Source organism: uncultured Lacinutrix sp. (genome assembly GCF_947500325.1).
Lineage (GTDB): Bacteria > Bacteroidota > Bacteroidia > Flavobacteriales > Flavobacteriaceae > Lacinutrix.
This window is the reverse complement of the sequence record NZ_CANMRQ010000017.1, coordinates 20,653-43,674: the sequence shown is the minus strand read 5'-3', so window position 1 is coordinate 43,674 and position 23,022 is coordinate 20,653. Positions and strand designations below refer to the sequence as shown.

Genomic DNA, 23,022 nt, shown 5'->3' with positions numbered 1-23,022 from the left:
CGGTAATATTATTTATTTGACATCGCTTCTGCTTTTCCAATAAACACATCAACAGAAGAAGCTTCGGTTGTGCTTGGGTATTTTTCTTTAATAATATTAAAGTAACCTAAAGCTTCAGTTGCCTTACCTAATTCTAAAGCAATCGTACCAGCTTTATAATAATATGTTGGTGTTGTAAGCTCATTATCACGCATTTTAGCTGCATCTATATAATATTTAAGAGCATCTTCTTTTTGATTTAATTGAACAAATGCATCTCCAATAGCTCCTTTTGCTAAAGGTCCTGTTGCTTCATCTTCTGCTTTATAATCATCTAGCATCGATACTGCATTTTTATAATCTTTAAGGTTTAAATAAGACATTCCTGCATAGTATTTTGCTAAATTAGCAGCTGGAGTTCCGCTATATTCCTTCATAATATCTAACATACCAAACTTACCTTCGCTTCCGTTTAATGTTACACTATATAATGAATCACTAGAAATACCATTTACAGCATCGTTAAATTGTTTTTGTGCATGATACATTTCGTTCATAGCCTCTTCTTGAGCTGGCTTAGTTACAAATTCTTTAAAACCTAAGTATCCTAATACTAATGCTGCTACAACACCAATAATAATAAAAATGTATTTTTGATTTGCAGCTACAAAATCTTCAGTTCTAGATGCCGTCTCATCTAAGGTGTTAAAAACCTCAGCAGTTGTTGAGTTTTCTCCTAAATCTTGCTCGATAACTTCCTTTTCTTTTTCCGTCTTAGGTTTATAACCTCTTTTCTTATAAGTTGCCATGTATAGTTTATTTATGCGTGGCAAAAATAAAATTTTTCTTCATATATAAAAGGTTATTTATTTGTTATTTTGCACTTCTTATTTATTAACTCTTTAAGCGTATGCTCGTTTTTGATAAATACCTATGATTTTAAAATCACTTTCTTTACTAAATTATAAAAATTTCGATAGCAAATCGTTTACTTTTAACGATACTATAAACTGCCTTGTAGGTAACAATGGCGTTGGTAAAACCAATATTTTAGATGCTATTTATCATCTATCTTTTGGAAAAAGTTATTTTAATCCTATAGCATCTCAAAATATAAAACACGATGAAGACTTTTTTGTTATAAATGGTGATTATAAAAAAGAAGATAAGTCTGAAAAAATTGTTATAAGTCTAAAACGCGGACAAAAGAAAATAATAAAACGAAATGCGAAGGCCTACGAAAAATTTAGCGAGCATATAGGTTTTCTACCTTTAGTTATAATATCTCCAGCAGATCGAAATTTAATTATTGAAGGTAGTGAAACACGTAGAAAATTTATTGATAGTGTTATTTCGCAAAGTGATAAAACGTATTTAAACGACCTAATAAAATATAATAAAGCATTAGCACAGCGTAATAGTTTACTAAAATATTTTGCTCTCAATAACACTTTTAATCAAGATACTTTAGACATTTACAATACTCAATTACATCAATACGGAACTTCTATTTTTATAAAACGAGATACGTTTTTAAAAGATTTTATTCCAATTTTTAAAGCTAGATACAAAGCTATTAGTAATGGTAATGAAACAGTAAATTTATCTTATAAGAGTGATCTATTCGAAACAGAATTAGAGACGCTCTTAAAACAAGTTATCAATAAAGATAAAGCTATACAATACACAAGTGTAGGGATTCATAAAGATGATTTACTTTTTAACATAGATCAACATCCTATAAAAAAATTTGGAAGCCAAGGGCAACAAAAATCATTTTTAATTGCCTTAAAATTAGCTCAATTCGATTTTATTAAAAAACAAAGTGGTGTAAACCCAATTCTATTGTTAGATGATATTTTTGATAAATTAGATGAAGAACGTGTATCACAAATAATAAAATTAGTAGATGATGAGAATTTTGGACAGTTATTTATTAGTGATACTCATGCAGAACGTACCGAAAATGCTGTAAAACGTGTTCATCAATCTTATGAAATATTTAAATTATAAAATGAAAAAAACTATAGTTCTATTCGTCTTATTTATTTTAATAAATAGTTGCTCAAAAGAAACTGAAACTTATATCCAATACATTGATGGTTATTGGGAAATAGAAAGCGTTACATTAGCTAACGGTTATAAAAAGGAGTACAAAGTAAACCAAACTATAGACTACATTGCTTTAAATGATAGTTTAAAGGGGTTTAGAAAAAAAATGAAACCGCAGTTAAATGGTAAATACAAAACATCTAATGATACGGAAATACTTCATATAAAAATTGAAAACGATAGTATAAATCTATATTATTCTACAAAATTCACAGAATGGAAAGAAACAATTTTAATGGTAAATACAAGTCATTTACAGATTGTAAACCAAAATAACGATGTATATTTATACAAACGCTTTACTCCTATAAATTTAAATTAAATAATACTTCCCTTGTTTCGGGAGATAAATATGGCAAAACGCAATAATAATATATTAAATATTTCTGATGCACTAAAAGATTTTGTAGAAACCAATAAATTAGAAAAAGGTTTAGATAAAGTAAATGTTAGAGAGGCATGGGCTAATTTAATGGGAAATGGTGTAAATAATTATACTACAGCTATAGAACTTAAAAACGACACCCTATTTATTCAATTAAGTTCTAGTGTTTTGAGGGAAGAATTAAGTTATGGGAAAGAAAAAATTATCACAATGCTAAATGAAACTTTAGGAAAAGATTTAATAAAAAAATTAGTCTTGCGGTAAAGACCAATAAATTGTTACTAATTCAAAATAAAAGGTTTAAAAAAGTAATTGTTAAATTAAAATACTATCTTTGGTTCTTATTATAAATTAAATTTTTTTTAAAATGGCTCAAGGCACAGTAAAATTTTTCAATGATTCTAAAGGTTTCGGTTTTATAACTGAAGAAGGATCAGACAAAGACCATTTCGTACACATCTCTGGTTTAATCGACGAAGTTCGTGAAGGAGATACAGTAGAATTCGATCTACAAGAAGGACGTAAAGGTATGAACGCAGTAAACGTAAAAGTAGTATAATTATATATATTCAATTTACCTTGTACAAAAAAGACTTACTATTTATTTAGTAAGTTTTTTTTTGCAATAATAATTTAAAAACCTATTAATAAATAGGTAATGTTAATTAATGGCATCATCTTTGCCTTCTATTAAATAATTAATTTAAAATTTATTACAATGAGTAAAGGCACAGTAAAATTCTTCAATGATACTAAAGGATTTGGTTTCATCACTGAAGAAGGTGTAGACAAAGACCATTTTGTACACATTTCGGGTTTAATTGACGAGATTCGTGAAGGCGATGAAGTTGAATTCGATCTACAAGAAGGCAAAAAAGGATTAAACGCAGTAAATGTAAAAGTAATTTAATATATACTACATAAATTTTTTTAAGCAAAAGCCCATACAGTGTATGGGCTTTTATTATTAATACATTCTAGTAAAAAAGGAAAAAGCACAGCTTTTAGCTGTGCTTTTTCAATTAAAAATATTCTATTCTTTTATCAATTTAATAACAGATTTAGTTTCTTTAGACGTTAGCGTCATAAAATATAAACCAGATGCAATATTAGATAAGTCAATTGTTGTTTCTTCTACTACATTAGATAAATCAATAGTTTTTATAAAACGTCCATTAATATCATAAACCTCTGCTTTTATCAAATCTATTTGATTTGTTTTCTTTAAATTAAAAATACCTTTTGAAGGATTCGGGTATATTTTAACTAAATTATTAATGCTATCAAAATCAGATATAGATAAGGCATAAGCGCAATTATATACTCTTAAATCATCAACATACCAGCCTTCTCTTCCATTACAACCATCTGTACCCATTTCAAATCTAAATTGAATTGTAGAATTAGCTACAACACCAATTGAATTTAAATTTATAATACTAGTTCCCCAACTCCCTTTATTAGATCCTTCATCAGATCCTGTAAAAGCATCTTGACCTTCCATTGGGTTATCATTACCAGCAGCTGTATCATTAAGAGTTGCGTTATATCCATTTGTAGTAAATGCAACAGTAGGAATTAATGTCCAAGCACCTCCATCAATACTTGCTTTTATATTTCCACCGTCCCAATTTGCTTCAGTTGAAACATAATGATCAAAAGCTATTTCATAATTTCCTTCAGTAAAATCTGGCATTGTAATTACTGGGCTTTCTATTGTAATAATTCCATTTTCAAAATCACTTGTACAGTTTCCATTTATAGGATCTATTCCAAATGCCGCACTACCAGGCCTATTATTAGGCAAATCTCCAGAAACCACCCAATCTCTTGATTCCCAGGTAAGTAAACTAGCAGGAGATTGAGTTACTGTCCAGCCATCCATTCCTGTTTCCCAATCTTCGAAAAATATTGGGCTATTAATCGCATTATCACATAAAGCTGGAGAATCTCCTAGTAGAGCAGTATAACCACATACATCTGGGTTAATACGCATTTCTACTGCTAAAATTGCATTTATTACTTGTTGTACATCGCTTGCACTAATAATCTCACCTGATGGACCTGCAGCAATACTTGTAGTAGATAAGCCTTCAAGATTTACACCTATTAAGTCATTTGCAGAAGCTTCTAAAGCATCTGCTAAATTATTAAAATCACTAGTATTTGTTAAGTATTGACTTTGCGCCCTCCAAAAAATATGCGCCGCTTTTGTAAAACCAATTCCAGTAATTGTTTGTCCATTATATGCACCTCCATCTACTAATAATGCATAAGCATGGTTAGGTATTCCTGAATTTATGTGAACTCCACCATTATCTGCTGTACCACATAAATATTCTCCATCAGTAACTTTACCTGGATCCCCATTACAAGGTGGATTCCACATGTCTCGAATCGCTCCACCAAAAGCTGTTGCATCTTCTCCCATTCTCCAACGATCACTACTTCCACATCCTGCTGTTCTTATTGAGTTATCATCATCTGCATCTTCATAATTATTTAAAAGATCTACGGTTTCTCCCCATATATCTGAATACGATTCGTTGATAGCTCCAGATTGCCATTGATATATTAAACCACTAGTATATTCTGTATATGCGTGTCCCCATTCGTGTGCAATAACATCATCTGATGCTGTACCATTACAATAATTAGCCGTAGCTCCATTCCAATTTGCATTAGGGCAATTAATATTTGGGTTATTATTTATAGTTCTCATTTGAGCATCTGCCCCATCATAAGAAACATAACCAAAAGCATTAACAAAAAAGTTATATACATGAGCAGAGGCTTCAACTTCATTTTGTTGCCAAATAGTTAAAGTTCCAGGTAATGCATCTCCTTCTTGCCACACAGTATTACCTGTATTTCCTTCATATACAATTCTATCCAATGCATGCGCTATACCAGTAAATTGTTCTACAATTGTACCATTATGAGCATTTACAAAAACAAATTCTCTTACATCAATTTCATTTCGAACTTCTACTTCATAAACTAAATAATTAGCGCCTTTAACACCCTGAGCTAAACCTTTATTAAACACATATAATTTACTATTATGAACAAACAACGTTTCCCCCGAAAAATTAATATTTTGATTTTCTATTGTTTGCAGTGCTATTCCATTTGCCACTGTTTTTTCTATAGAAGGTTGGGCATTAAGCTTTATGTTTGGGATAAAATTACCATTTACAGATGTTAAATTATTTTCAATATTAAAATGAAATAATAATTTTCCATCATAAACTGGTACACCGTTATATTCTTGATTTAAGACAACTCTTTGTAGTCCTATATTATCAATTTCTATTTCACCTGCTTTAAATGAATTATTTATATCTTCTATCTTATAAATAGATTTATAATTATTTAAAAAACTGATTGCTTTTTCTGTAGTTGACGTCCCATTTAATTTTAATGCTTGAGTAGTAGGGAATTTTATAAATTCTGGAATCTTAGAATTTTCATTAATTGTAATTGCGGCATTTGATTTCTCTTGAAACTCTAAAATGGCTCTTTCTGTACTTTGCGAGTAAGAAAAAGAAGTGATAAAGAGAGCATAAAAGAGTAAGTTGTTATAAATTTTCATAGCGTTTTTTTTAACTTCCGCTAAATTAACTGATTAGAGAGTATAAAAAAAGCCTAATTGTGTTAAAATTAGGCTTAAGTGTATGTTATTTTCGATGAAATACTTAAAACATTTCTCTTCCTGAAAAATGAAAAGCTCCTTCTATGGCCGCATTGTCATCGCTATCACTACCGTGAACTGCATTTTCCCCAATTGAAGCAGCATAAAGTTTACGTATAGTACCTTCTGCAGCATCTGCTGGGTTAGTTGCACCTATTAAGGTTCTAAAATCCTCAACAGCATTGTCTTTTTCTAAGATGGCAGCTACAATTGGTCCACGAGTCATATATTCAACTAACTCTCCAAAGAAAGGTCTTTCATTATGTATTGCATAAAAAGACTCAGCATCAGCCTTAGTCATTTGTGTTAATTTCATTGCTACGATTCTAAAACCTGAAGCATTAATTTTTTCTAATATTGCGCCAATGTGTCCTTTCTCAACCGCATCAGGCTTAAGCATTGTAAATGTTCTATTTGTTGCCATTTTATTGTTTTTTATGGCTGCAAAAGTAGTGTATTTCTTCAAAAAAACAATACTAATCCATATTAAAAAATTGTATATTCGTCGCCTATGAATGCAAAAGATATTTTAGAGATAAAAGCACTATTAACTACTCCAAAAAAAATAGTGATTGTCCCACATAAAAATCCTGATGGTGATGCTATTGGCTCTACCTTAGGTTTATTACAATATTTACTAAACGAAAATCATAAAGCAACTATAATAGCTCCAAATGACTATCCAGACTTTTTAAAATGGCTTCCTAAGGAAAACAGTATTTTAAAATATGATACTCAAAAAGAAGACAGTGAAACACTTATTAATACTGCCGATATTATATTTACTTTAGATTTTAACGCATTACATAGAACAGGCTCTATGGAAACTATTCTTGATAATAGTAATGCAATAAAAATAATGATAGACCATCATCAACAACCAGATGACTATGCTAAATATATGTTTAGTGATGTTACAATGAGTTCAACCTGTGAAATGGTATATCATTTTTTTGCAAAATTAGAAGTATTAAAAGATATAGACAAAGACATTGCAACATGCTTATACGTAGGAATTATGACAGACACAGGGTCTTTTAGGTTTCGCTCTACAACAAGTACTACACATCGTATTATAGCAGATTTGATTGACAAAGGCGCAGACAACACTCAAATTCATAATAATGTATATGATACAAACTCATACAATCGTTTACAACTTTTAGGTTGTGCTTTAGGGAATTTAAAAGTACTTCCTGAATATCGCACTGCATACATTACATTATCGCAAGATGAATTACAAAAACTAGACTATAAAAAAGGTGATACTGAAGGTTTTGTAAACTATGCGTTATCTCTAAATAAAACTGTTTTAGCTGCTATTTTTATTGAAGATAAAAATCAAGGGATTATTAAAATATCTCTTCGCTCTAAAGGTAGTTTCTCTGTTAACGAATTCTCTCGAGCTCATTTCGAAGGCGGTGGACACACCAATGCTGCTGGAGGTAAAAGCGACACTTCTTTAGCTAGTACAGTTGAAAAATTTATTAGTATATTACCAATCTATAGTAAAGCCCTTAATAATGAATAAAATCATTATAATATTAATATTACTAATTGTTACTTTTAGTTGTAAAACTCCAGAAGCTAGAAAACCAATATCTGCAAAGTCTGGATCTTTTATTAATCAATCAATAGAAAGAAACAAACTGCTTCTAAAAAAAGAAAATGAGCTAATCAAAGCTATTATTACAAAAGATACTATTTTACAGTTTCAAGCTTCAGAGAATGGTTTTTGGTATGCGATTGAAACTGCACTAGAAAATAATACACCTAAAGCCGAATTTGGAGATATTATTAATTACAATTATAATATTTCAGATTTAAATGGTAACATAATCTATTCTACACAAGCCTTAAAAACACAAAACTACGCTATGGATCAGCAAGAATTATTTTCTGGTTTACGCGAAGGACTAAAACTTATGCAAGCTGGTGAAACTTTTCATTTTATTTTTCCTTCTCAAAAAGCTTTTGGTTATTATGGAGATGAAGATAAAATTGGCACAAATATGCCAATACGAAGTAAAGTTACAGTAAACTCAATAACAAAAAAATAATTTTAATAAACATGAATAAATTTAAACAAATGATGAAAATTTTTATTGTCGCTTTATTAGTGACCATGACTAATGCCTCATGCCAAGATAATTATAAAGATTTGGATGATGGTTTATATGCTGAGTTTCAAACAACTAAAGGCACTATGGTTGCTAAACTTAATTATGAGGAAGTACCAGTAGTAGTAGCAAATTTTGTTGCTTTAGCAGAAGGAACACATCCAAAAGTAGCTGATGAATTTAAAGGAAAACCGTATTATGATGGTATTACTTTTCACAGAGTTATGGATAAATTCATGATCCAAGGTGGTGATCATACTGCATCTGGATCGGGAAATCCTGGGTACCGTTTTCATAGTGAATTTGATAAAAACCTAAAACATGATAGACCTGGAATATTATCTATGGCAAATTCTGGAGGTTTAAATACTAATGGAAGTCAATTTTTTATTACTGAAGTTCCATATCAAAGTTTAGATGCTTTTGATAAGGATGGAAACCTAAAGCCTTGTGACAGACCAAGAGTTAGCTGTCATTCAGTTTTTGGAGAGTTAGTAAAAGGACTTGAAGTACAAGACAGTATTTCTAATGTATCAGTTTCTAAAGAACGTACAAGTATGAATAAACCATTAGAAGATGTTGTAATTACAAAACTAAATATAATTCGTAAAGGTGCTAGTGCAAAAGCGTTTGATGCTGTTAAAATTTTCACTGAAGAAGAGCCTAAACTTGCTCAAAAGATTGTTGCTATAAAGCAAAAACAAGAAGAAGCAATAAAAGAAAAGGCAAAAATTGCAGCTGCAAATTTCAAAGAGGCAAATAAAAACGTTAAAGGAGAAGTTATTGAAATGCCATCTGGAATTGTAATGATAAAAACTAAAGAAGGTAATGGTGTTACACCAAAACCTACAGACAAAGTAAGCGTAAATTGTGCTGGTTATTTTGAAAATGGTAAATTATTCTATACAACTTGGAAAGATGTAGCCGAAGCAAACGGAATATACAATGAAGCTGCTGATAAACAAGGAGCATACAATCCTTTTGATCAGCCATACAATGCAAAAGCGACTTTAATCCCTGGTTTTAGAGAAGCATTTTTAAAAATGAAAACGGGAGACAAGGTAAAAGTATTTATTCCTTCTCATTTAGGATATGGATCTGCTCCAAATGGTCCAATACCTGGGAATTCAAACTTAATATTTGACATAGAACTTGTAGAGATTAAAAAATAATATTTTATACATACTTAATAAAAAGTCTTCAGTTTTATGCTGAAGACTTTTTTTTGTTTTATTTTCCCATCATAAAAACATTGTGTTTAACAAACCAATAAATATCGCTATTTATCCTAAAAACAAAAAAACGACAATAATAGATGAGCTATTTGAAGCAAATAATTAAAGTTTTTATTACTGTAATTATAAGTATTACCTGTTTTTCCTGTGAAGATAATCACAAAGATCTGGAAGAAGGACTCTATGCAGAGTTTAAAACTAATAAGGGTATTATGATTGCAAAACTGTATTATAAAAAGGCACCTGTAACTGTTGCCAACTTTGTCTCTCTAGCAGAAGGAAACAATAATAGAGTTGATAGTATTTTTATTGGAAAAAAATTCTATAATGGTACAACGTTTCATCGTGTGATGGATCAATTTATGATTCAAGGCGGAGACCCAACTGCTACTGGAAGGGGAAATGCAGGTTACAGATTTAATGACGAATTTAATCCCAAATTAAAGCATAACAAAGCTGGCATATTATCTATGGCAAATTCTGGACAAAACACAAACGGGAGTCAATTTTTTATAACTGAAATTCCAAAACCTAATCTCGATGCTTATGCAAACGGTAATTTAAAAAACTGTAGTGATAGTAGAGTATATTGTCATGCTGTTTTTGGCGAATTAATAAAGGGAATAGAAATACAAGATTCAATTTCTAATGTTAAAGTTGATAAGAAAAATAAACCAATTGAAGCAGTTATTATTAATGAGCTAAATGTTATAAGAAAGGGTGTAGATGCAAAAAAATTTGATGCTCCAAAAGTATTTGATAACCACTTTATAGAACTTGAAAAGGAAAAGAATAGAAAGGAAGCTCTTTTAGAAAAATCGCGTCAAAAGTTTATTATTGATAATAAAAACTTAGAAGGTGACGCTATAAAATTACCGTCAGGAGTTGTAATGATAAAAACTAAAGAAGGCACTGGTATAAAACCAAAACCGTCAGATTATGTAAACATTGATTGTGCAGGGTATTTAGAAGATGGGACATTATTTTACACAACCTGGAAAGATGTAGCAAAAGCAAATGGTATTTATACTGAAGAATCTGATAGCCAAGGAGCTTATATGCCTTTCGATACTATTTATAATTCTAGAGCAAAATTAGTTCCTGGCTTTAGAGAAGCATTTCTAAAAATGAATATTGGAGATAAAGCAAGAGTATTTATACCTTCTTTTTTAGGGTTTGGAGGTGTTGCTAATGGGCCAATTCCTGCTAATTCAAATTTAGTATTCGACATTGAACTTGTAAATATTGTAGATAAATAAGTATAATAAAAAAGCCTTCAGTTCTAGCTGAAGGCTTTTTTATTATGCAACTTTATACTTTCTACTGCTTAGGTATATTTTTTAATATCTCTAATACAAACTTCCAGTATTTTTGAGCTGAAGAAATTTGAGCACGTTCATCTGGAGAATGTGCTCCTTTAATGTTTGGCCCAAAACTTATCATTTCCATATCTGGATAATTAGTACCTAAAATACCACATTCTAATCCTGCATGACAAGCAGCTACATGTGCTTTTTCTCCATTTAATTTTTGATATAAATTATCTAAAACTTTTAGAATAGATGAATCCATATTAGGTGTCCAACCTGGATAATCTCCAGACAATTCTACTTCACAACCTGTTAATTCAAAAGTAGCCCTTAACGTATTAGCTAAATCCATTTTTGAACTCTCAACAGATGAACGTGTTAAACATCCTATTTTAATATGTCCATCTTTTACTATAACTCTAGCAATGTTATTTGAGGTTTCTACCAAATCAGGTATATCTGCACTCATTCTAAAAACACCATTTAAAGCAGCGTAAATAGCACGTGTTAAACCTTCTTGAACACCTAAGTCCATGATACTATTTGGTGCCTCTATTTTAGAAACCATAATAGTTAGTTCTGGTTCCATAGTTTTTAATTCTGTTTTTATTGTTTCTGCTAATTGATGTATTTCAGCATTGAATGCTTCTTCATGCACTGCATCAATAGCTACTATAGCTTTACTTTCTCTTGGTATTGCATTGCGCAAACTACCACCATCAATTTCAGAAATACGCAAACCAAAATTTTCAAAACCATCAAATAAAAGACGATTCATAATCTTATTAGCATTGCCTAGACCTTTATGAATATCCATACCTGAATGGCCTCCTTGAAGTCCTTTTACTGTAAGTTCATATCCTATTTTAAATTCGGGAGTGTCTTCTTCATTATAAGTTCTAGTGGCCGTAACGTCTACTCCACCTGCACAACCTACTCCTATTTCATCATCTTCCTCTGTATCTAAATTTAATAATATGCCTCCAGAAAGAATACCTCCTTTTAATCCCATTGCTCCTGTCATTCCAGTTTCTTCATCTATTGTAAATAAAGCTTCTATAGCTGGATGTTCAATCTCATTACTTTCTAAGATGGCCATAATAGTAGCAACTCCTAAACCATTATCTGCGCCTAAAGTTGTACCCTTAGCTTTTACCCAATCACCTTCAACATACATTTCTATTCCTTGAGTATCAAAGTTAAAATCTGTATCAGCATTTTTTTGATGTACCATATCTAAATGCGATTGCATTACTATAGTAACTCTATCTTCCAATCCCTTGGTAGCTGGTTTTTTAATAATAACATTTCCAACTTCATCTTCTATAGTTTCCAATCCAAGTTTTGCTCCAAAATCTTTCATAAAAGCAATAACACGTTCCTCTTTTTTAGAAGCTCTAGGTACTGCATTCAAATCTGCAAACTTATTCCACAATTCTTTAGGTTCTAATTCTCTTATTTCAGTATTCATTGTTTTATTTTTAAGTGTCGCAAAGGTAATTAATACACAATTAATGGTAAGAAACATTTCCTTATTTTTGAAATATGCTTAAAAACAAAAAACTAATTATTGCTCTTTCTATTATTCCAGCCTTTTTAATAGTAAAACTATTGGCAATGTTCCCTGAGTTTATTGAAACTTATTATAGTAATGGTTTATACCCAATACTATCTAAACTGTTTAGATATAGTTTAGGTTGGATACCGTTCTCTTTTGGCGATTTTGTATACACTTTTAGTATTATATACATAATACGATGGCTCTTTATAAATAGAAAAAGAGTCATTAAAGATTTTAAAAATTGGTTAATTGATGTTTTTTCTGCAGTTTCTATAATTTACATTGCTTTTCATTTATTTTGGGGACTTAACTATTATCGCTTACCGCTACATAAAAATTTAAATTTAGCAGCTAGCTACTCGACTGAAACACTTATTTCTGTGACCCATAAATTGATTAATAAATCAAACGCCATACATTTACAAATTGTAAAAAACGATTCTATCAAAGTAGACTTTCCATATTCTAAATCAGAAATTTTAAAAAAAGTACCTGAAGGTTATCTATCCTTAAAAAATATATTTCCAAATTTAGAATACAATGGAAAGAGTATAAAAAAATCATTGTTAAGCTTACCCTTAACTTATATGGGATTTAGCGGTTATTTAAACCCTTTAACTAATGAAGCCCAAGCCAATAGTTTAATTCCTTCATTTAAGATTGCTACTACAGCTTCTCACGAAGTTGCTCATCAATTAGGCTATGCAGCAGAAAATGAAGCAAATTTTATTGGGTGCTTAGCAGCAACAAATCATGGAGATATTTATTTTAAATATTCTGGCTATACTTTTGGATTAAGACATTGTCTTCATGAAATCTATCGTAGAGATCCAGATTTATACTTTAAATTAAAAGAAACTGTAAATAAAGGTATTCTAAAAAACTATAAGGAAGTACGCGAATTTTGGGATAGTTATAAAAATCCTTTTGAGCCTATTTTTCACGAAACATATAACACCTATTTACAAGCAAATAGCCAAAAAGATGGCATGAAAAGCTATAGTTATGTTGTCGCCTTACTTGTTAATTATTTTGAAGATAAAACACTTTAACAGAATTCACTTGTTTCGTCTATTGCCTTATTATTATATTTAATGCTTAATCCATTATTTTTTAACTAACTCATGATTAAAAGACTTTTATTCCTTACAGCTTTCTTGTCATTAACAACTCTTTTTGCACAAGAAAATGCTCCAAAAAACGATGGTGTAAAAACCGTAAACTCTAATTACACTGCTTTAACGAACGCAAAAATTCACGTCTCTCCATCTCAAATTATTGAAAATGGAACACTATTAATTAAAGACGGTAAAGTAGTCTCTGTAGGTACTTCTGTTTCTATTCCTAAGAATAGCGTAAAAATAGACTTAACTGGAAAAAGCATATATCCTTCATTTATAGATATCTATTCTACTTTTGGTGTAAAAAAACCAAGTAAACCTTCAGATAATTCTAGAAGACCTCAATACGATGCTGGTCGAGAAGGATATTATTGGAATGATCACATTAGAGCAGATCAAAATGCAATTTCAAAATTTGAATTTGATTCTAAAGCTGCACAAGAATTAAGAAAAGCTGGTTTTGGAACAGTAAATACACATATAGAAGATGGTATTGTACGAGGCACTGGGACTTTAATTGCTTTAAATTCTAAAGGAACAGATGCTAATAGAATTCTTTCTGAAAAATCTGGTCAATATTTAGGCACGAGTAAAAGCGCTGCATCAAAACAAGCATATCCAACTTCTATTATGGGAGCTTTTGCTTTATTAAGACAAGTAAATATGGATGCTAATTGGTATGCTACTGGAAATGCTAAAGAAAAAGACCGTGCTTTAGAAGCCTTTATTGTAAATAAAAACAAGGTGCAAATAATGTATGCTGGTAGTAAAATGAATGCTTTACGCTTAGATAATATTGGCGACCAATTTAATACACAATATGTTTTTGTTGGTGGTGGTGATGAGTATGAGTATGTAAAAGACATTAAAGCAACTAATGCCTCTTTTATTATTCCTGTAAATTTTCCTGATGCTTATGATATGGAAGATCCTTTTTTAGCTAGTGCAGTAGAATTAGCAGATTTACGAGAATGGAATCAAAAACCATCTAATCCAAAAATATTAGCTGAAAACAATATAGATTTTGCATTTACAACGCATAAACTTAAAGCGCCTAAAGATTTAATGCCAAATCTTCTAAAAGCAATTGAAGCTGGCTTGAGTAAAGAAGAAGCTTTAGCTGCTTTAACTACAATACCTGCAAAGATTATTGGAAAAAGTAACGTGTTAGGTTCTTTAAAAGTGGGGACATATGCAAATTTCCTTGTAACTTCTGGAGATCTTTTTGATAAGAAAACTACTATTTATCAAAACTGGGTTACTGGAATTAAAGATGAGATTAAACCTATGAATACTAAAGATATTCGTGGTAATTATACTTTTAATTTAGGAACTACAGATTATGAATTGTCAATAACTGGAGAGTTAGAGAAATTAAAAGCTTCTGTAAAGGCTAATGAAAAAAAATTAGGTTCAAAAATTAGTTTTAAAGAAGATTGGTTGAACTTAACTTTTTCATCTGTAGATACAACAAAGCAAGAATTTATTAGACTCGTTTCTAATATAACTAATGAAAATAACTTCGATGGTAAAGTTTATTTTCCTAATGGAAATGAATCAATCTTTTACGCAAAAAAAGTAGTTAAAGAAAAAGATGAAAAGAAGGATGATGAAAAGAAAGATGATGAAAAGAAAGAAAATAACAAATTCTTCCCAGTCACCTATCCTAATATGGCTTATGGCAATGCTAGCTTACCAAAACAAGAAACTATATTATTTAAAAACACTACTGTTTGGACTAATGAAAAAGAGGGTATTCTTAAAAATACAGATGTATTAATTAAAGATGGTAAAATATCAAAAATTGGTAAAAATATTAGCGCGCCTAGTGCTACAATAATAAATGGAGAAGGTAAACATTTAACCTCTGGAATTATAGATGAACACTCTCATATTGCAACATCTTCGGTTAACGAAGCGGGACATAATTCTACTGCCGAAGTTACTCAAGAAGATGTTATAAATCCAGAAGACATAAGTATTTATCGCAACCTTTCTGGTGGTGTTACTTCTATTCAAATTCTACATGGTTCTGCAAACCCAATTGGAGGTCGTTCTGCAATTATTAAACTTAAATGGGGAGAGACAGCCAAAAATATGATATATAAAAACGCTCCAAAATTTATAAAATTTGCTTTAGGTGAAAATGTAAAACAAAGTAATTGGGGAGATAACAATACAGTACGTTTCCCACAAACAAGAATGGGTGTAGAACAAGTGTATACAGATTACTTTCAACGTGCTAAAGAATACGATGCTTTAAAGAAAAGTGGTAAGCCTTATAGAAAGGATGTTGAAATGGAAGTAATTGCAGAAATTATAAATAAAGAACGTTTTATAAGCTGTCACTCATACGTACAGAGTGAAATAAACATGTTAATGAAAGTAGCAGAGAAATTCAATTTTAACATCAATACTTTTACACATATTTTAGAAGGCTATAAAGTTGCAGATAAAATGAAAGCTCATGGTGTTGGAGGCTCTACATTTAGTGATTGGTGGGCATACAAATATGAAGTAAATGATGCTATTCCATTTAATGCAGCAATTATGCATAATGCTGGTGTAACAGTAGCTATAAATAGTGATGATGGAGAAATGTCTAGACGTTTAAATCAAGAAGCTGCAAAATCTGTTAAATATGGAAATATAAGCGAAGAAGCTGCATGGAAGTTTGTGACTTTAAACCCAGCTAAATTATTACATATAGATGACCGAGTAGGAAGTATAAAAATTGGAAAAGATGCAGATGTTGTATTATGGAGTGATCACCCAATGTCTATCTATTCTAAAGCAGAAAGAACTATTATAGAAGGCGCTACTTATTTTGACATAACTACAGATAAACAAAAACGAGAAGCCATAAAAAAAGAAAAAAACGAGCTTACCACTTTAATGTTACAAGCTAAAAATAAAGGTTTAAAAACAAAGCCAGTAGAAAAGAAAAAGAAAGAGCATTTTCACTGTGACACAAATTTCTAAATAACGGCATACAATCTTAAATATAAAATAATTTTCAGATGAAAAATTTAAAATATAAAATATTTGCTTTTACATTACTATTTTCAATAGTGGTAATTGCGCAACAAACACCAGCTCCTAAACAAACCAAAGCCATTGCAATTATGGGAGCTATAGCTCATATAGGTAATGGGACAGTAATTAATAACAGTTGTTTAATTATAAAAAATGGAAAAATTGAAACAATAGCTAATGCCGAACAAATAAAGATAGACCTAAAAGGTATGGAAGTAATTAACGCCAGCGGACAACACATATACCCTGGTTTTATTGCCCCTAATTCTACACTTGGTTTAGTAGAAGTTGATGCCGTAAGGGCATCTAACGATCTTAGAGAAGTAGGTGCAATGAATCCTCATATTAGAAGCTTGATTGCTTATAATACAGAATCTAAAGTTATTGAATCTATGCGACCTAATGGTGTATTAATGGGACAAATTACACCACGAGGTGGCCGTATTTCTGGAACGTCTTCTATTGTACAATTTGATGCATGGAATTGGGAAGATGCAGTTGTTAAAGAAGATGATGGTATACATATGAATTGGCCAAATGCATATTCTCGCGGGCGTTGGTGGTTAGGCGAGCCTTCTAATTTAAAACCGAATAAAAAATATAACGAACAAGTTACAACACTAAATAATTACATTACAGAAAGTAAGGCCTATAATGCAGGTAATAAATCGCCAAGACATTTACCTTATGAAGCTTTACAAGGTTTATTTAATGGTTCAAAAAAATTATATATTCATGTGGATGACCAAAAAGGCATTACAGATGCTATTAATTTTTCAAAAAAGAATAACATAAAACAAATAGTTATTGTTGGAGGTTATCAAGCTAATATGGTTACTAATCTTCTAAAACAAAATAATGTACCCGTTTTATTACAACGCGTTCATAGTAATAGTGATAGTGATGATGATAATTATGATGCTACTTATACACTTGCAAATGAGTTAGTAAATGCTGGCGTTTTAGTTGGTTTAGAAAATGCAGGGCAAATGGAACGTATGAATGCAAGAAACCTTCCTTTTTTAGCTGGTACATGTGCTGCATATGGACTATCTAAAGAACAAGCTTTAAGTTTAATTACATTAAATACTGCCATAATTTTAGGTATAGATACCAAAGTGGGTTCTCTTGAAGTTGGAAAAGACGCTACGCTTTTTATAAGTGAAGGTGATGCTCTAGATATGCGTACAAACAAGTTAACAAAAGCTTATATTCAAGGTAGAGATATTAGTTTAGAATCACACCAAACAGAATTGTATAAGCGTTATAGTAATAAATATAAACAATAAAAATGTAACAACTTAGCAATTAAAAAGACTATTAAATAAACGTTACTCTAATAAATACAAAAATTAATTATCATGAAATATTTATTATCAATTACATTTATTTTAATAAGTTACTTTGGATTTTCTCAAGAAAACATAAAACAAAATGATGAAAATCCATTATTTCTTACTACTGGTAATACAGGTAACTTTGATACCGTTTATAAGAGGCTAAATGATATTAGTAATAATATTAATGAAACCACTACAATTATAAAACATATAGATGATATAAGACAGGGTCAGATTATTATTTCATCTGATAATATAGGAAGAGCGTTTAACAACATAGATATTAATGTTCAGCCAAGTTTAGATATAGAAGTACAACGCATAATGTTTACTGGTAATTTTGTAAATCCGAAAATGCCAATTTCACAAATTATATATGATATAAAAAACTAAAAAAAGCGAGCTATATAGCTCGCTTTTTTTATTCTATCAATAGTTAATAGATTATTCTATTACCTCAGCATCTTCTGGTTTTGAAAAAACATTTTCTTCCAGTTTATCTTTAGATAATACTATATCCGAAAATAATAACTCGTTACTCCTTTCTCCAATAGTAAAGCCTTCAGACTTATACCACTCTAACTTAGTTGGTAAAACAATACCATTAAAAGTTTGCCAATCTGCATATTTAATAAAAGACCATTCTGTACTTTTTTCTTTTGTAAAATAAGTAACAGTATATCCTAACCAAGTCATTTTATTAGTTTCAGTATCATAGTATAAAATATATTCATCTTCAGGAGATTCTCCTACTCCTGCTCCATAGCTTATTTTAATTCCTGGATACTCTTTTCCTTCTGCTTTTAATGGTTCTACATTTGTATAAGTAATACCGTCATCTGCCAATACAAATGGCATAGCATGAAAATAAAACATTAAGTTATAGTAGAATTTAGGTTTTCCTTTATACTCGTTTCCCCCTTTGTTTTGTAACCAGACTTCTTTTCCTGTATAACCAATAGCAAATGTTTCGGTTTCTATTAAAGAACGACGGTCTTTTAAATCGGTTGTTGTTTTTTCATCTCCAGAGTCTTTTTTCATAGTAAACTCTAGAGTTTGAAAAGTGTTCCATAAGTCAATACCTCCATGAGCATTAAATACTTTCGTAATGTTTTCTGGATAGACTGATGTTGTTACGTCTAAAACCTTTTCAGAGTAATCTTCGTTTACAACAGTTTCTGTTTTTTGTTTACATGCAGATACTACTATTAGTAATATAACTGCAACAAAGTAATTTTTCATTTTTATAGTTTATTGGTTTGCCTTTTTGTCGTACAACTAAAATAATCATTACAAAAAAAGCTTCAGTTTATACTGAAGCTTTTCCAACTTAAAACTGAATAATGAAATGCTACTTAATATAAAATAAACTCTCATAATTATGAGGGTTTTCCTAATTTTATTTTCTTTTTAATATTTCAAAAGTATCTCTTTCAAGAGGCAAATATCTTAAAGAAACATCTTTATTTTCTTCAAATATAATTTCATAACATTTAGTATTTAAAGTGTCTTTAGTACTTTTTAAATATAAATAATTATCAATTTTCCATTTAGATTTATATTTTTCACATTTTTTAGGACATTCATTTGATACTGAATAGTAGAAAGAGCCATTTATATTATTATTAAAATATAAATTCACGGTTCCTTTTTCTGTAAAGTTCCATTCTTTTTTATCGTCACTTCTCTGTTCTTCTATCCAATTACCAATAAGAAGTTTCTCTTTATCGTTTTGCATTGTTTTACAATTAGAAAACGATATTACTAGTACTAATATTATAAATATTTTTTCCATTATTGCCTGTAATAAGTTGCTGGTTTTGCCATACCCATATTATCTGGTCTTTGATATATTAATGTTTTTTTTGCAAAAGATATAACGAGGGAATTATTCTTTTTATTGAGTAAACAGATAGTTTTAATTAGGGAATGCGATAATTTAAATTAAGATTGCAAATAAAGAACTTATTCTTACAAATAAAAAATACGTAGAACTACGTATTTTTATTTCAACTATTTGGTTACTCTATATCGCTTCCTTGCCTGTTTGCTATATTCTTATATATTTCATTTTTACTTAAACTTAATAACACATAAAGAAAAAGTCTCATAATTTATTTTATGAGACTTTCCAACTTAAAACTGGATAATTACAATTATTCTACTACTAACTTTTTAATAATCGCATTATTACTATTTTCTATTTTCACAAAATAGACCCCAGATGAAAGGCTAGAAACATTTAATTGCATCTCTCGAACTTCATCAGGTAGTGTTTTACTAATAATTATTTTTCCTTGAACATCTATTAACTCAATTGAAACCTCTTTATCTATAATAGTATTTAATTTAATAATGACATTCTCTTTTACAGGATTTGGATAAAGAGAGAATGAATTATTTAAATTAAAATCTTCAACACTTAAAGCCACATTAGCTTCTAAATAATCTGGTGTTCCACTCATATCTGTATCATCATCTGTTGGATCTCCATTATTATTATAATCTTCATTAATTGTAAGTATTAAATCCCCATCATCATCATCATCTAAATAATTTTCTATAGTATCTAAATCTGTATCAACAAAAGGATGTTGTGCCATTCTAGTTGTTGGAATATTAATCTCAACATTAGTTGGTACATTGTCTCCATCATCATCATCATCTAAATAATTAGGGATCATATCCATATCTGTATCATCATCATCTAAATTCCCGTTACCATTTATATCTTCATCACTATCTTGAACACCATCTGAATCTGAATCTACACAAGCTAAAACTGTAATATTAACAAATGTTTCTCCACATCCGTTTAGATCTCTTACAGTTATTATGTGATTCCCTTCAGATACATTTTCGAATGTAAACACTCCATCATTAGGACTATTAGTCTGCCAGACTCCACTATCTAATTTAAATTCATATAAACCAATGGAATTTTGCATAGTAGTATTTGCCGTTACATTTATAACATTATTACTACTACAAGGAATCGATGTAACCTCTGCAGTAAATACTGGAGGTTCGCTAACCTCTACTAAAGTTGTATCATTACTCCAACATGATGTATTAATATTTGTAACTATTACAGAGTAATTACCGCCTTGTATTGGCTGTATTGATGCACCTGATTCCGATGGCAATACAGTTCCTTCATAACTCCACTCAAAAGTATACTGAGTAGTATTTAATCCTGTGTCTATTATTGGTGTGCTTACTGTTTGCGTTCCATTGGTATTAACACATAGCAAATAGGTATTATCTAAATTAAAACTAGGCAACTCTTTTACTTGTAGAGTCAAGATACTAGTATCATAGCAGCTTGAGTTGTTATTATCTACACGAGCATAAATCGTTTGTGGATTAATAGTATTATTAAATAAAAGAGGTAATGAATTAACACCTGTATCAGCATCATTTTGACTATTGTAATAACTTACTGAATAATTGGCAGGATTTTGACCATCTAATATTAATTGATGTTGGATTGATAAATCAAATTGAGCACTATCATTTGTTATATCTGCATCGAACTCTATATTATCATCGCAAAGTTCATAAACTATTGGTACACCATCACTATTTGCTTGTGCTGCTTCTTGTACTTCTATATTAAAATTCATAGCAGATGTATCACAGCCTGCAGTAGTAGTAACGTTTACATATATTGTTTGTGGATTACTAACATTAGTATATGGTCCAAAAATAGCATTAATTGCATTATCTGCATCTACTTGTGTTTCATAATAAGTTACAGAAAAATCACCTGTATTAAAAGGATCTACTAGGCTAAGAATTTCTGGTGTTTTCGACTCTAAATCAAAAACAGCTACACCATCTGCAAATAATTCACAAATAATATAATCATCTACTGGTACCACTTCTGGCGATAAATTTACGACGATATCAAAATTCACTAACGAAAAACAACCACTCATGTTATTTTCTAGTCTAACATAAATAGTTTCTGGAGAACTAGTATTATTATAAAATGTTGGATTTACTATTGCATTAGTTGCAGTAATTGCATCTGCTTGTGAGGTATAATAACTAATAGTATTACCTACTTCTCCATTAAAAATAATAAGTTCGTTTTGAGTTAAATCGAATATCTCGTTATTTGAGTTTGAACAAACTATTAAATCGTCTGGATTACCTGGTGACGGATTAGGCAAAACTCTTATTGTTGTTGTTGTGAATGATGAACAGCCTGAATTATTATCTGTTACTCTAACATATAGTGTTTGATTTCCAACTACAATATTAGTATATGCTGTTGGATTGGCTATAACATTAACATTTGCTTGTGCATCTGCATTCGTTTCAAAAAAAGTCACACTATAATTTGTATTTCCATTTGTTATTTCAGGTATTTCTAGTGTAAGATCGAAAACAGAAAAACCATCATTGTTTTCATTATAATTAACATCCAAGTCATCACATTGATTAAGTTCGTTATCATAAGCTAGATTTATTACTGGTGATGGATATACGATTAATTGCAATTCTACAAAACTAGCGCAATCAACAGTTAAAGTTGCATCTTCTACTCTAACATATATAGTTTGAGTACCTGTAACAAAATTATTAAATACAGTAGGTAAACTATTTGTATTATTTTCTGCATCTGCCATTGTTTCGTGATAAGTTACTGTTAAACCTGAAGCTCCTCCAGTAATTTCGGCATCTGCATCTGTTAATGTAAAAACTCCAAAGCCATCACCATCTGGATCACAGTTTTCTAATGCTGTTGGCGTAAAAATAGTTGGAGCAATCTGCACTTCTAAATTTAAACTAGTGGTATCAAAACTTCCGGTAACATTATCCTCTAATCTAACATAAATTACTTGTGGATTAGTAATATTAGTATAATTATTTAAATTAACTATAGGGTTATTATTTGTATCCGCATTATTTTGGCTTACATGATAACTAATACTATAATCACTAGGGTTTTGCGAACCTAAAACTTCTGCATCTACAAATGTTAAATTAAATTGAGCAAAACCATCATCATCGTCATCACAAATTATTAAGTCTGATGGTTGATTGGCAACCTGAGAATAACTAAGCATTGACATTAGCAAACCGAAAAGTAAAAAAGGTAATTTTTGTTTCATGAAATT

The 23,022-nt window shown here is 30.2% G+C and carries 20 protein-coding genes; 13 read left to right on the top strand and 7 right to left on the bottom strand.

Going from position 1 to position 23,022, the window contains the following annotated elements:
* Positions 1-8: 8 nt before the first annotated feature.
* Complete coding sequence (locus Q0997_RS16105) at positions 9-788, bottom strand: tetratricopeptide repeat protein (protein WP_299890642.1); 780 nt, start codon at positions 786-788, stop codon at positions 9-11.
* 124 nt (positions 789-912) lie between these two features.
* On the opposite strand from Q0997_RS16105, the gene Q0997_RS16100 reads away from it, so the two are divergent.
* The 5 genes from Q0997_RS16100 (at position 913) to Q0997_RS16080 (ending at position 3,386) form a co-directional block, all read left to right on the top strand.
* Positions 913-1,992 (top strand): DNA replication/repair protein RecF, encoded by a 1,080-nt coding sequence (locus Q0997_RS16100; protein WP_299890639.1) that lies wholly within the window; start codon positions 913-915, stop codon positions 1,990-1,992.
* 1 nt (position 1,993) lies between these two features.
* Entirely contained in the window at positions 1,994-2,413 is a 420-nt protein-coding gene (locus Q0997_RS16095; RefSeq protein WP_299890637.1) for a hypothetical protein, read from the top strand.
* Between the two features lie 30 nt (positions 2,414-2,443).
* On the top strand, positions 2,444-2,740 hold the full coding sequence (locus tag Q0997_RS16090) for a DUF721 domain-containing protein (RefSeq protein ID WP_299890635.1): 297 nt from the start codon (positions 2,444-2,446) through the stop codon (positions 2,738-2,740).
* A 103-nt stretch (positions 2,741-2,843) separates the two neighbouring features.
* A complete protein-coding gene (locus tag Q0997_RS16085) occupies positions 2,844-3,035 on the top strand; it encodes a cold-shock protein (RefSeq protein ID WP_111658912.1) in 192 nt (63 codons plus the stop codon).
* Between the two features lie 159 nt (positions 3,036-3,194).
* Positions 3,195-3,386 carry a cold-shock protein gene (locus Q0997_RS16080; RefSeq protein WP_299890629.1) on the top strand — a complete coding sequence of 64 codons (192 nt, stop codon included), beginning with the start codon at positions 3,195-3,197 and terminating at the stop codon, positions 3,384-3,386.
* Between the two features lie 123 nt (positions 3,387-3,509).
* Here Q0997_RS16080 and Q0997_RS16075 read toward each other — a convergent pair whose 3' ends face one another.
* Positions 3,510-6,071 (bottom strand): M4 family metallopeptidase, encoded by a 2,562-nt coding sequence (locus Q0997_RS16075; RefSeq protein WP_299890627.1) that lies wholly within the window; start codon positions 6,069-6,071, stop codon positions 3,510-3,512.
* A gap of 103 nt (positions 6,072-6,174) precedes the next feature.
* Complete coding sequence (locus Q0997_RS16070; RefSeq protein WP_299890625.1) at positions 6,175-6,594, bottom strand: nucleoside-diphosphate kinase; 420 nt, start codon at positions 6,592-6,594, stop codon at positions 6,175-6,177.
* Between the two features lie 87 nt (positions 6,595-6,681).
* On the opposite strand from Q0997_RS16070, the gene Q0997_RS16065 reads away from it, so the two are divergent.
* The 4 genes from Q0997_RS16065 to Q0997_RS16050 all read left to right on the top strand — a co-directional run bounded on the left by Q0997_RS16065 (position 6,682) and on the right by Q0997_RS16050 (position 10,784).
* Entirely contained in the window at positions 6,682-7,701 is a 1,020-nt protein-coding gene (locus tag Q0997_RS16065; protein WP_299890623.1) for a bifunctional oligoribonuclease/PAP phosphatase NrnA, read from the top strand.
* A complete protein-coding gene (gene gldI, locus Q0997_RS16060; protein WP_299890621.1) occupies positions 7,694-8,230 on the top strand; it encodes a gliding motility-associated peptidyl-prolyl isomerase GldI in 537 nt (178 codons plus the stop codon). Before Q0997_RS16065 ends, gldI begins: the two co-directional genes overlap by 8 nt.
* Positions 8,231-8,241: 11 nt before the next feature.
* Complete coding sequence (locus tag Q0997_RS16055; protein ID WP_299890619.1) at positions 8,242-9,462, top strand: peptidylprolyl isomerase; 1,221 nt, start codon at positions 8,242-8,244, stop codon at positions 9,460-9,462.
* A 143-nt stretch (positions 9,463-9,605) separates the two neighbouring features.
* Positions 9,606-10,784, top strand: a complete 1,179-nt coding sequence (locus Q0997_RS16050) for a peptidylprolyl isomerase (RefSeq protein WP_299890617.1) — start codon at positions 9,606-9,608, stop codon at positions 10,782-10,784.
* Positions 10,785-10,845: 61 nt separating this feature from the next.
* Here Q0997_RS16050 and Q0997_RS16045 read toward each other — a convergent pair whose 3' ends face one another.
* Positions 10,846-12,306, bottom strand: coding sequence for an aminoacyl-histidine dipeptidase (locus tag Q0997_RS16045; RefSeq protein ID WP_299890615.1), 1,461 nt, complete (start codon positions 12,304-12,306; stop codon positions 10,846-10,848).
* A 74-nt stretch (positions 12,307-12,380) separates the two neighbouring features.
* On the opposite strand from Q0997_RS16045, the gene Q0997_RS16040 reads away from it, so the two are divergent.
* The 4 genes from Q0997_RS16040 to Q0997_RS16025 all read left to right on the top strand — a co-directional run bounded on the left by Q0997_RS16040 (position 12,381) and on the right by Q0997_RS16025 (position 18,286).
* Complete coding sequence (locus Q0997_RS16040) at positions 12,381-13,448, top strand: DUF3810 domain-containing protein (RefSeq protein WP_299890614.1); 1,068 nt, start codon at positions 12,381-12,383, stop codon at positions 13,446-13,448.
* A 72-nt stretch (positions 13,449-13,520) separates the two neighbouring features.
* A complete protein-coding gene (locus Q0997_RS16035) occupies positions 13,521-16,499 on the top strand; it encodes an amidohydrolase family protein (RefSeq protein WP_299890612.1) in 2,979 nt (992 codons plus the stop codon).
* Positions 16,500-16,537: 38 nt separating this feature from the next.
* Positions 16,538-17,842: an amidohydrolase family protein gene (locus Q0997_RS16030; protein ID WP_299890610.1), complete on the top strand. Its 1,305-nt coding sequence runs from the start codon at positions 16,538-16,540 to the stop codon at positions 17,840-17,842.
* Positions 17,843-17,914: 72 nt separating this feature from the next.
* Positions 17,915-18,286: a hypothetical protein gene (locus Q0997_RS16025; RefSeq protein ID WP_299890608.1), complete on the top strand. Its 372-nt coding sequence runs from the start codon at positions 17,915-17,917 to the stop codon at positions 18,284-18,286.
* 51 nt (positions 18,287-18,337) lie between these two features.
* On the opposite strand, the gene Q0997_RS16020 is transcribed toward Q0997_RS16025, so the two are convergent.
* The 3 genes from Q0997_RS16020 to Q0997_RS16010 form a co-directional block, all read right to left on the bottom strand.
* Positions 18,338-19,135: a DUF6503 family protein gene (locus tag Q0997_RS16020; protein WP_299890607.1), complete on the bottom strand. Its 798-nt coding sequence runs from the start codon at positions 19,133-19,135 to the stop codon at positions 18,338-18,340.
* 157 nt (positions 19,136-19,292) lie between these two features.
* The gene (locus Q0997_RS16015) at positions 19,293-19,631 is read right to left on the bottom strand and encodes a hypothetical protein (protein WP_299890606.1); all 339 of its coding nucleotides are present in this window, start codon (positions 19,629-19,631) and stop codon (positions 19,293-19,295) included.
* A gap of 418 nt (positions 19,632-20,049) precedes the next feature.
* The gene (locus tag Q0997_RS16010; protein WP_299890604.1) at positions 20,050-23,016 is read right to left on the bottom strand and encodes a T9SS type A sorting domain-containing protein; all 2,967 of its coding nucleotides are present in this window, start codon (positions 23,014-23,016) and stop codon (positions 20,050-20,052) included.
* Between the last annotated feature and the right edge of the window lie 6 nt (positions 23,017-23,022).